This is a genomic window from Vibrio sp. 03_296 (genome assembly GCF_002265885.1).
Genome location: NZ_NPKW01000054.1, coordinates 41,167 through 51,494, shown reverse-complemented (window position 1 = coordinate 51,494; position 10,328 = coordinate 41,167). Strand labels below are relative to the sequence as shown.

The following is a 10,328-nucleotide window of genomic DNA, read 5'->3' as shown; positions in this document are numbered from 1 at the left end:
CTGGCTCCCTGTTAACAATGCCACCCTCAAGCACAGCATAGGTCTGACTGAGTATTGGGCTTTGCGATGTTTCGGACGCTTACCCACCTATGCTGCCGAAGCAGGTTCACTTACGTTGTGTACTGTTAACTTCCTATTGCTTCCTTCAGACTCTGCCGTTGGCCAGCAACGCCCTTGCAATTCGGATTATCTTCCCCTCAGTCAGGGCGATTCGGGCTTCTTTCAACCCGACGGGTTTGCCAGCTTCGCTGGGCAAACAAAAAAGCGAAGCCACTTGGCTTCGCTTTTGTTTGGCAGAAAAAGTGTGCTTACGCATTCGCTGTAGTTGAAGCCGCTGTTTGCGCTTCGTCCGCTTCCACACCAATTTCCCCTTCAGATTTCGCAACGATGGTGTTCACCGCGGTATCACCCACCACGTTAGATGAAGTACAGAACATATCGTTGATACGGTCTACCGCGGCAATAATAGCAAGACCTTCAGGTGGCAAGCCAAGTTGATGAAGCAATACACCCACCATCACCACGCCGCCGCCTGGTACACCACCAGCACCAATCGAAAGAAGAAGAATCGTCAAACCCAGTGTAAAGATGTCTGCCGTGTTAATTGGCTGGCCAAATGCGTTTGCCACAAACATGGTCGCCAACGCAATGTAAATAGACACACCTGACATGTTCATGGTCGCGCCCAGCGGCACACCAAAACCAGCCACAGACTTTGATACATTAAGCTTCTCAGTCAGGGTTCTCATGGTCACAGGGATAGTTGCATTCGAGCTCGCGGTCGATAGTGAGAACAAAATCTGCTCACGAGTTGCCCGCAAAAATGCTTTGGGAGTGATCCCAGTTGTAATTCCCACCACCATTGGGTAGAAAAAGAAGATCCAAAACACCAGCATGGCCACAACTAACGCGACATAGCCCGCTACCGACATCAGCGTGTTGGCGTCCAAAGTCGCCCCAAGTTGGATCATCAAAGCAAACACACCGTAAGGCGCAAGGCTCATCACAAGGCCAACCAGCTTCATCATGATCTCATTGGCCATTTTGAAAGTACGGATAGCAGGGCCACCACGAGAATCCAGCGCTTGGATTGCCAAACCAGTCAAAATCGCCATAAAGATAATTTGCAGCATGTCACCATTGGCGAAAGCTTGCACTGGATTGCTTGGCACAATGTTCACCACCAACGAAAAGATATCCGGCGTTTCCGTTGTGGTCAGTTTTACCGTTTGTGAAATGGTACCCGCAAGATGTGCATCCGCCCCTGGCTGGAAGATAAGACCAACCGTCAGCGCTGCCGCAATCGCAATAATGGTATTGATAATGTAAAGCGCAAAAGTTTTACCACCAAGGCGACCGAACGCAGTAATGTCTTTTAGGTCAACAATACCACACACTATCGAAACATACACAAGTGGCACAACCAGCAGCTTGATTAGTGATACAAACATACCGCCAGCGCCCTCTGCAGCACCCAGTAAATAAGTATCAAAGATAGCAACGCCACTAAAGAGATACTGAATAGCAGTACCGATAAGTAGACCAGCAAACAAGCCTACAAAAATCTTACTTGAAAGTGATTTATCCATCCTTCACTCCAGAATGTTGTGTTTGTAATTTATGGTTTTATAGTTAAAACCGCCTATATTTCAGACGGAGTTCGCACATAATACACGCATGAGTTACAAAATGAAGCTTTTGTTTACAATAATGATACAAATTTCCAATCAGAAATTAAATTTCAATTAAAGGAAAAGCAAAGAATAATCGACTAAATCAAAGGGTTGGTTTGCTAGACGCGGCGGCTTTGGAGACATAAAAAAAGAGCGGCAAAAGCCGCTCTGTGTGTTTGAATCGATATATTGGTTTGCTTATTTCGAAACCATAACCATCGCAGGACGAATCACTCGACCATTCAATTCGTAGCCTTTTTGCATCACGAACATCACGGTGTTTGACTCGTGATCTGGGCTTTCCTGAATCGACATCGCCTGATGCCATTCTGGGTTAAATGGCTGGCCTTCAGGATTGATCTCTTTCAAACCAAACTTACTGACCACATCAACAAACGTTTTATGCGTTAATTCAACGCCTTCTAGCAGTGGTTTTACCGCTTCGCTTTCAGCGTCAGCAGCTTGAATCGCACGCTCTAGATTATCAATCACAGGCAGCAGTTCTTCAGCAAAGCGATTCAACGCATATTTACGCGCTTTATCAATTTCTTGCTCAGTACGACGACGCATGTTTTCCACTTCTGCTTTCGCACGTAGCATTGAATCTTGCTGCTCTTTCACACGCGCTTCGCTGGCCAATAAAGCGGCTTCCAGCTCAGCGATCTTCGCCGCTGATTCATCCGCTTCTTCGTTCCATTCGATATCAGCATCAGTGCCAACAGCTTCTACTTCTACTTCCGCAGCGTCTTGCTGTTTAAGCGCTTCTTCGTTGATTTTGTTTTCTTCGTTGCTCATGATATCTCCAGAATTCAACTATTTGTCCTTAAAGCCTTTCACGTTTTAAAGGCTTTATCTTCACAAAAATTCGCAAAGTTAGATAACTTGCCATTATTATGGGGATGATGAATCCCGATTCAAGCCTCTTTAGTGCGGAAAAGCTATGAAAAAACCATTTAACGTGATCGCCATTATCGGTAAGCCAAGAGATCAACAAGCGATTCAGACACATCGCGACCTATATCATTGGTTGAACTCACTCGGCTATCAGGTATTTATTGACGATCGACTTTCCGCCATTCTCAATGATGTTCCCGAAGAGCACTTTGCTGGTTTGGTCGAGTTAGGTGAAAAAGCCGATTTGGCCATCGTGGTTGGTGGTGATGGCAATATGCTCGGTGCAGCACGTATTCTCTCTCGCTTCAACACCCGTGTTATCGGAGTAAACAGAGGCAATCTTGGATTCTTGACCGACTTGAACCCTGAAGATTTCCAGCAATCTCTGAAAGCCGTGTTGGACGGAGCCTACATCGAGGAAGAACGTTTTTTGCTTGAAGCAGAAATCCACCGGCATGGGCAAGTAAAAAGCCACAACGCGGCACTCAATGAAGCGGTGCTCCATCCTGGGCAAGTCGCGCATATGATTGAGTTTGAGGTTTACATCGATGAGAGCTTTGCGTTTTCCCTACGTGCAGACGGTTTAATTGTCTCCACACCAACAGGTTCAACCGCTTACTCGCTCTCTGGCGGGGCCCAATTTTATCACCGAGCCTGAACGCCATTTCTTTGGTGCCAATGTTCCCTCATACACTTTCAAGTAGACCATTAGTCGTAGATGGCAATCGCAGAATTAAACTACTGGTATCGCCAGACAACCGAGGAACACAAGAAGTCAGCTGTGATGGCCAAGTCTCTCTTCCCGTATCTCCCGGCGATGAGATTCACATCTACCAGAGCCCAAATCGACTTCGTCTGATCCATCCAAAAGACTACAGCTACTATCACGTATTACGTAACAAGCTTGGTTGGTCGAGCAAGTTGTTCTAAATCTCCTTCCTTAAAAGGGTTAAGGCGTACCTTAACCCTCTGTACGATCATCAAAAAACACTCTTCCGACAAAGGAAATTCAACTTATCACCTTAACCATCACCTTAGCTTTGCCTTTACGTTTTCTTCTATGGAAACAGCACTCTATTGATGAATAAAACCGCCTTCACATTTTTTATCTTTGAGATCTTTACTGTATAAAGAAACAGTATATACTGCATTTATATACAGTATTGTTCAGTTATACAGGTAAACCAAAATGCTGGCTCATTTAAGTGTTAATAATTTTGCTATTGTTAAGTCTTTACAACTCGAGCTGTCAAAAGGCATGACAACCATTACCGGTGAAACCGGAGCAGGTAAATCCATTGCCATTGATGCACTGGGGCTATGCCTTGGTGGACGCGCAGAAGCCAGCATGGTGAGGCAGGGCGAGGACAAAACAGAAGTCAGTGCCGCCTTTCTACTCGACAACAATCTTCACGCCACACGCTGGCTAGAAGACAACGAACTTTTAGACGGCAGTGAATGTATTTTACGCCGCATTATTACCAGTGAAGGGCGCTCTAGAGCCTTCATCAACGGCAGTCCGGTTCCCCTTTCTCAGCTAAAAGCATTGGGACAATTGCTGATCAACATTCACGGCCAGCATGCCCATCATCAATTGATGAAGAGCGAACATCAAATGGCCATGGTGGATCAATACGCTGGCCACCTCAACTTGCTGAAAAACACACGTATCGCTTACCAAAATTGGCGCCAAGCAGATAATCACCTAAAACAGTTGCAAGAAAACAGCCTCCAAAACCAAGCCCAAAAACAGTTATTGGAATACCAAATAAAAGAACTCAATGAACTTGCGATTGGCGAAGAAGAATTTGCTGAGCTCGAACAAGAACATAAGTTGCTATCCAATAGCGGAGAGCTCGCCAGCACTTGCCAGCATGCGATAGAACTTATCTACGAAGGCGAAGAAGTCAACGCACTCGGTATTTTACAAAGCGCCAGCAATGCTTTGATTGAATTAGCGGAGCTAGACCCGAAACTCAGTGCACTTCCTGATATGGTCGCCGAAGCGATCATTCAGCTTGAAGAAGCTAACAGTGAACTCAGAAATTATCTCGATCGTATCGATGTAGATCCAGCTCGTATGGCCTATGTGGAGCAGCGTTTTTCCAAGGTAATGTCAGTGGCTCGTAAACACCACGTTCAACCTGAAGAGCTTTATCAACATCATCAAGATCTGCTGCAACAAATAGACGCGTTAGATTGCTCCGAGGAAAAAATGGATGAGTTAGCCGCAAATGTACAGGTCAAATACCAAGGCTATCTTGAACAAGCGGAGAAACTGCATAAATCCCGCTGTCGCTATGCCAAAGAACTCAACAAGCTGATTACTCAAAGTATGCATGAACTCAGCATGGAAAAGGCGGTCTTTAACATTGAAGTCAACAATGAAGGAACACACCCTTCGCCATTAGGCTTAGACACTGTGTGCTTCTTGGTTTCAACCAACCCTGGCCAACCTCTGCAACCTATTGCTAAAGTCGCTTCTGGTGGTGAGTTATCGCGTATTTCTCTTGCCATTCAAGTCATCACTGCGCAAAAAGTCGACACACCTAGCCTCATTTTTGATGAAGTAGACGTGGGTATCAGTGGGCCAACCGCGGCAGTCGTCGGAAAAATGCTGCGTAAACTGGGAGAATCAACTCAGGTACTTTGTGTAACTCACTTGCCGCAAGTTGCTGGGTGTGGTCATCAGCAAATGTTTGTGGCTAAGAACACCAAAAATGGCACCACAGAAACACAAATGCGCTTGTTAGACCAAAATCAGCGCGTATCGGAATTAGCGCGCCTACTTGGTGGAAGCCAAATTACCGAATCCACACTCGCCAATGCGAAAGAGTTGTTGATCGCAGCGTAGTGTAACCTTCTTGATCAATCAGCCAGGTTCCTTGAGCCTGGCTTTTTTCTTCATAAATGCAACTCATCTCAAAATTCGTTGTCTCATCCTACGTTCTACCCTACAGAGCTTTTTACATCTTGCCCGAGCTTGTTTATTATCGGACGCAGTATTTTTGAGGTTACTAAGAATTTAGCTATGCAATTAAAGAAGTGGCTGATTGCCCTACCTTTGACAATCACAATGCTGACAGGCTGCTCGGTATTAGAAAAACTGGTTTACCGTATCGACATCAACCAAGGTAACTATGTTGAACAACAAGCGGTTGATAAATTGAAATTTGGCATGACCAAAGCACAAGTGCGTTTTGTCATGGGCTCACCAATGCTGATCGAAAATGGCTATCCAAATACTTGGTACTATATCTACCACCATACGGAAGGGCATAAAGAGTCCATCCAGAAAAACCTTATCGTTAACTTCAACGATGATGGCACATTGGTGGATATTGCAGGCGACTTTCCTGCCAGTGATAGCTTTTTTGAAGGACTCCGCTAAGCATTATCGAGTCTCTTCCGCTTCCATTTCGATACTCCTATAACAACAAACCCCGATGAGTTCGGGGTTTTGTTTTATCCAGTATTGAAACTGAACTTAGTCCGCTTTGCGCAGTGGGCTTGGCTTGCCTCCAGTGACAGGATCCGCCACACCACTCTCTTTTGCTTGCTCAGCACGTTTACGGCGAATCTCTTTTGGATCGGCCAATAAAGGACGATAAATTTCAATACGATCTTTATCACGCACCGTTGCATCTAATTTCACCAAACGGCTAAACACCCCGACCTTATTTTTGCCAAGGTCAATCTCAGGGTAGATCTCTAACACGCCAGATTGACGAATGATCTCTTCCACTGTCGCTTGTTGGTTCACCACTAGGGTTAATACACGTTGCTCCTGAGGTAAAGCATAAACCACCTCAACGTGGATCATCTCAGATTCAATACTCATAAATACACCTGCTTCGCACGCTGAGTAAATGCATTGACCATATTGTTGGTCAGCTCATTAAAGATTTTGCCAAATGCGAGCTCAATCATCTTGCTTGAAAACTCAAACTCCAGCTTTAACTCAACTTTGCACGCTTGCTCATCTAAGGCAGTAAAAAACCACCCTCCTTTGAGTGTTTTAAAGGGGCCATCGACCAGCGTCATCATGATTGCTTCACCTGGAACAAGATGATTAGCAGTGGTGAACGTTTTGCTGATGCCAGCCTTTGCCACATCTACCGATGCGACCATATTGGAATCCGACGCCTCGATCACTCGGCTCCCAGAACAACCTGGCAAAAATTCAGGGTACTTTGCCACATCATTCACTAGGGCATACATCTGTTCTGCACTAAACGATACCAGTGCAGACCGGGTGACTTGCTTCATAGACTCTCCTCTCAATGGCTTTCATTTCAAAGCGCTGAACAATTTTACTGTTATTCTGAGCCAGCGCAAATAAAAGCATTTCCTATAAAAGTTGCACACCGTATAATGAGTTCACTATGGCAAAGAAAAATTCAAAACCAAAAGCGGGTAGTAACACTATCGCGCTGAACAAAAAAGCTCGCCACGAATATTTCATAGAAGATGAGATTGAAGCAGGCATGGAGCTACAAGGGTGGGAAGTGAAAGCTCTTCGCCAAGGCAAAGCCAATATTGCTGAAAGTTACGTATTTATGCGTGACGGTGAAGCCTTTGTTAGTGGCATGACTATCACTCCTTTGAATCAAGCATCAACGCACGTTGTAGCTAACCCTACCCGTGTGCGTAAACTGCTGATGAGCCGACGTGAACTTGATAATTTGCTTGGGCGTATCAACCGCGAAGGCATGACGTTAGCAGCACTTTCACTCTACTGGGCTCGCTCATGGGTGAAGATAAAAATTGGTGTAGCAAAAGGTAAGAAGCTACACGATAAACGTGACGACATTAAAGATCGCGATTGGCAGCGCCAGAAAGCTCGCGTGATGAAGAGCTCGCTGCGTTAAACTTAACCACTTAGACGTATACTACTGGACAGGCTAGGCTTTTCTGGTAGTATGCCCAAATTACCTTGGGGCTGATTTAGGATTCGACGGGAATTTTGCAGTCTGAGGTGCATGCCGAGGTGCGGTAGGCCTCGTTAACAAACCGCAAAAAAATAGTCGCAAACGACGAAAACTACGCACTAGCAGCTTAATAAACTGCTCAGAGCCCTCTCGCCCTAGCTTCCGCTTGTAAGACGGGGAATCACGAGGGGTCAAACCAAATCAAGCTGGCGTGGATTCCCCCACCTGAGGGATGAAGCGTAAGATACAATTCAGGTTAGCTATTCATTCGCGTGTCGGTTCGCAGGTGGTAGTGAAATTAAAGATCGACTAAGCATGTAGTACCAATGATGAATGGTTTTCGGACGGGGGTTCAACTCCCCCCAGCTCCACCAAACGTTTGGAAAGGGCGATAACTCTTTGAGTTATCGCCCTTTTTGTATTCTGTCCCTCAATCACTTGGCTGTGAGTACTAAAACAAGGTTCTAAACTAAATCCGGTTACTCGCCTTTCCTCTATCGACGTCCTTGCAAGCAACGCTATTTATTTGAGAGTCGTTCAGCAGTATAAAGGCTAATTCAAAGAGTTAGCCTTTATTAAGTCTCTTCTATTTTTTGTAAACCTTATTGCTCAAGGTAGCGCTGGGCGGCTTCCTTGCCCATATATTTGGCTAACGTTTTCAGCGGTACTTGTTTCAAGTTCACCACGATCAAACCATCCAGCGCGTGATTAAAGGCTGGGTCCACGTTAAAACACACCAGTTTCCCCTTCATGCCTAAATACTGGCGCAGCAATACTGGTAGGCCAGGGCCTTTTTCCAAACGCGAAATCACTTTAGATAGCGCAGAAACACTGGCTAATGCCGAGAGCAAATTCTTGTGCCAAAAAGGTGATGTGCTTGTTTTTAATGGTGTGGTGGGAGTCACTAATCGCGCTTTTTCTTGATCGTAATGATGAATCGAAAGCGTGGCTGCCATCAGTTGTCTCGACACTGAACTGTAGTCGTTGCTAATGCTGACCGGGCCAAACAAATGGGTGTATTGAGGATGTTGCGACACAAACGCAGCGATGCCTTTCCACAAAAGCAGCAAAGCATTCAAACTGCGCTGGTATTTGATGGCAACCACTGAGCGCCCCAATTCAATACTTTTATCCAGCGTATTGAGAAAGGCTTCGTCGTATTGAAACAAGCTTCGCGAATAGAGCCCATCAAGACCTTTCTCTACGGTAAGTTCATCCACCAGCCCTAATCGATAAGCTCCTACCAACTCACCTTCACTGTGATTCCAAACAAACAATTGTCGATAACTGGCATCAAAGGGATCCAAATCGCACGCCAAGCCACTGCCCTCTCCCACTTCACGAAAACTTTCTTCTCGAACTCGGCCAATTTCCCTGAGCATATTAGGGATCGCTGTCGATTCCACGCAGTAGACGGCGTAGTCACCTTGCTCTAGTAGTAACGCGTTTGAAGGCAGAGCCGCCAGATCGCACTCTAACAAAGCTTTCTCAACCGGTTGGATGAGCGGTTGCGTGTACACTGGCGAGCAAAAGGCAAACGGTGGATCTTGCTCTGCGCCCATGAGATACGTATTGAGCCGTAAGTAATGGACAATATCTCGCTCATGTTCAAACTCTTTCACCTCGGAATAAGGAATGGGATTTCCGATCGAAATGGCGATCGTAGAAGTACTCTTGTTCAGCAACTCTCGCCCAAGCAAAGCGGTGCGCAGCAAAGGGTGTACTTTTCCGGCTTTGTAAAAAAGCGCACTATTTTGGCCATTGATGTAAATGGGGATTGTCGTGGCTTTGGCACGAGTGACAAACTTCGCCACCGATTGGCTCCATTCAATATCGGATAGGGTTTCACTCCCCTCTCGATAGGTGGAAACTTCTCCGGCAGGAAAGACAATCAACACACCACCTTGCGCCAAATGACGATGAGCTTCTCGCACCGCGTTGGCATTCGTACGCATGGCACTGCGTCCAGCAAAAACATCGATGCCGATAAACAACTCATCAATTTCAGGCAAACGCTTGAGCAGTTGATTGGCCAGCACCTTTACATCTGAACGCACTGCGCCGACCAAGTCAGCTAAGATCACACCTTCAATTGCCCCAAGCGGATGATTGGCCACGATCACAACAGGCCCTTGCTCAGGAATGTGCGTGACTAAGCCCTGCTCGACACGATAATCGATATTCAGCGCAGAGAGGGTATAGCGCATAAATTCAAAACTGCTTTGAGTGTTTGGACGAGCTTGATAAAAGCCATCAAGCTTTGCTAAACCTGTCATCCACTCAACCAGTGATTCTCCCAAGCCAAAAGGCGTATGTCTGGGTAATCGAAATGGACTGGTTAACATACTTCTCTCTCCACGCGCGTTAAAACCAACATCAAGCGACTATCACTTCAGCATCACTGGCCAATTCGCATCGGCTTGTGTGATGTGTCGCTGCGGTGCTTCGTCCCACCATTGCTTAATTTTTTGGTCGTAGTTGAGGTAAAGCTTGCCATCAACAATCGCCCAGTATTGTGGATCTCCCGGAGCAAAATCGCTCTTTTCGGAAACGGCCCAAGCACAATAACCACCGTATTGAGGGGCGTATTTCTCTGGGTTAGCGAGAAACAAATCAAGATGCGCTTGCGATGCAAACAACCAATCTGCACCTTTGTATTGCGTTTTGAATTTGGCCTCTCCCTTCACTGGTTTGTTTTGTGTGAAGTAAGCAACGGTGTCATACCCATCCAAAGCCTTGTTGCTAAAAAAGCCCGTGTAGACTTCATCAGCGGCATAGCTCGTCGCGCTCACCAGCATCAATAAAACAGCAAACCATTTTTTCATTGTGA

Annotated in this window: 10 protein-coding genes, 1 other RNA gene and 1 pseudogene; 6 read left to right on the top strand and 6 right to left on the bottom strand. The window is 46.0% G+C overall.

Annotation, left to right across the window (positions count from 1 at the left end; all coding sequences use genetic code 11):
* Positions 1–325 (top strand): hypothetical protein (locus tag CIK04_RS33185; RefSeq protein ID WP_325205696.1); only part of this gene is annotated, 325 nt, incomplete at its 5' end.
* On the opposite strand, the gene CIK04_RS05645 is transcribed toward CIK04_RS33185, so the two are convergent.
* Entirely contained in the window at positions 309–1,589 is a 1,281-nt protein-coding gene (locus tag CIK04_RS05645) for a dicarboxylate/amino acid:cation symporter (protein WP_038963539.1), read from the bottom strand. The genes CIK04_RS33185 and CIK04_RS05645 overlap by 17 nt on opposite strands.
* A 282-nt stretch (positions 1,590–1,871) precedes the next feature.
* Positions 1,872–2,468: a nucleotide exchange factor GrpE gene (gene grpE, locus CIK04_RS05640; RefSeq protein WP_097353366.1), complete on the bottom strand. Its 597-nt coding sequence runs from the start codon at positions 2,466–2,468 to the stop codon at positions 1,872–1,874.
* A gap of 145 nt (positions 2,469–2,613) precedes the next feature.
* Here grpE and nadK point away from each other — a divergent pair.
* The 3 genes and pseudogenes from nadK (at position 2,614) to bamE (ending at position 5,958) form a co-directional block, all read left to right on the top strand.
* Positions 2,614–3,497: pseudogene (gene nadK, locus CIK04_RS05635) on the top strand (NAD(+) kinase).
* Positions 3,498–3,756: 259 nt separating this feature from the next.
* Positions 3,757–5,421, top strand: coding sequence for a DNA repair protein RecN (gene recN, locus CIK04_RS05630; RefSeq protein ID WP_038969453.1), 1,665 nt, complete (start codon positions 3,757–3,759; stop codon positions 5,419–5,421).
* Between the two features lie 177 nt (positions 5,422–5,598).
* Entirely contained in the window at positions 5,599–5,958 is a 360-nt protein-coding gene (bamE, locus tag CIK04_RS05625) for an outer membrane protein assembly factor BamE (RefSeq protein WP_017789139.1), read from the top strand.
* Between the two features lie 96 nt (positions 5,959–6,054).
* Here bamE and CIK04_RS05620 read toward each other — a convergent pair whose 3' ends face one another.
* Entirely contained in the window at positions 6,055–6,408 is a 354-nt protein-coding gene (locus CIK04_RS05620) for an RnfH family protein (RefSeq protein WP_017420009.1), read from the bottom strand.
* Positions 6,405–6,836, bottom strand: a complete 432-nt coding sequence (locus tag CIK04_RS05615; protein WP_026050324.1) for an SRPBCC family protein — start codon at positions 6,834–6,836, stop codon at positions 6,405–6,407. Before CIK04_RS05615 ends, CIK04_RS05620 begins: the two co-directional genes overlap by 4 nt.
* A gap of 116 nt (positions 6,837–6,952) precedes the next feature.
* On the opposite strand from CIK04_RS05615, the gene smpB reads away from it, so the two are divergent.
* Complete coding sequence (gene smpB, locus CIK04_RS05610) at positions 6,953–7,438, top strand: SsrA-binding protein SmpB (protein ID WP_017420008.1); 486 nt, start codon at positions 6,953–6,955, stop codon at positions 7,436–7,438.
* 67 nt (positions 7,439–7,505) lie between these two features.
* Positions 7,506–7,872, top strand: a transfer-messenger RNA (tmRNA) gene (gene ssrA / locus CIK04_RS05605).
* A 228-nt stretch (positions 7,873–8,100) separates the two neighbouring features.
* Here ssrA and CIK04_RS05600 read toward each other — a convergent pair.
* Together CIK04_RS05600 and CIK04_RS05595 are read right to left on the bottom strand one after the other, a co-directional pair.
* A complete protein-coding gene (locus tag CIK04_RS05600) occupies positions 8,101–9,843 on the bottom strand; it encodes a lysophospholipid acyltransferase family protein (protein WP_097353365.1) in 1,743 nt (580 codons plus the stop codon).
* A 42-nt stretch (positions 9,844–9,885) separates the two neighbouring features.
* Entirely contained in the window at positions 9,886–10,323 is a 438-nt protein-coding gene (locus tag CIK04_RS05595; protein ID WP_017420004.1) for a YHS domain-containing (seleno)protein, read from the bottom strand.
* Between the last annotated feature and the right edge of the window lie 5 nt (positions 10,324–10,328).

Excerpts from the sequence above, each read along its gene's own strand:
- CIK04_RS05645 (WP_038963539.1), bottom strand. The coding sequence starts at position 1,589 with ATGGATAAATCACTTTCAAGTAAGATTTTTGTAGGCTTGTTTGCTGGT.
- grpE (WP_097353366.1), bottom strand. The coding sequence starts at position 2,468 with ATGAGCAACGAAGAAAACAAAATCAACGAAGAAGCGCTTAAACAGCAA.
- recN (WP_038969453.1), top strand. The coding sequence starts at position 3,757 with ATGCTGGCTCATTTAAGTGTTAATAATTTTGCTATTGTTAAGTCTTTA.
- bamE (WP_017789139.1), top strand. The coding sequence starts at position 5,599 with ATGCAATTAAAGAAGTGGCTGATTGCCCTACCTTTGACAATCACAATG.
- CIK04_RS05620 (WP_017420009.1), bottom strand. The coding sequence starts at position 6,408 with ATGAGTATTGAATCTGAGATGATCCACGTTGAGGTGGTTTATGCTTTA.
- CIK04_RS05615 (WP_026050324.1), bottom strand. The coding sequence starts at position 6,836 with ATGAAGCAAGTCACCCGGTCTGCACTGGTATCGTTTAGTGCAGAACAG.
- smpB (WP_017420008.1), top strand. The coding sequence starts at position 6,953 with ATGGCAAAGAAAAATTCAAAACCAAAAGCGGGTAGTAACACTATCGCG.
- CIK04_RS05600 (WP_097353365.1), bottom strand. The coding sequence starts at position 9,843 with ATGTTAACCAGTCCATTTCGATTACCCAGACATACGCCTTTTGGCTTG.
- CIK04_RS05595 (WP_017420004.1), bottom strand. The coding sequence starts at position 10,323 with ATGAAAAAATGGTTTGCTGTTTTATTGATGCTGGTGAGCGCGACGAGC.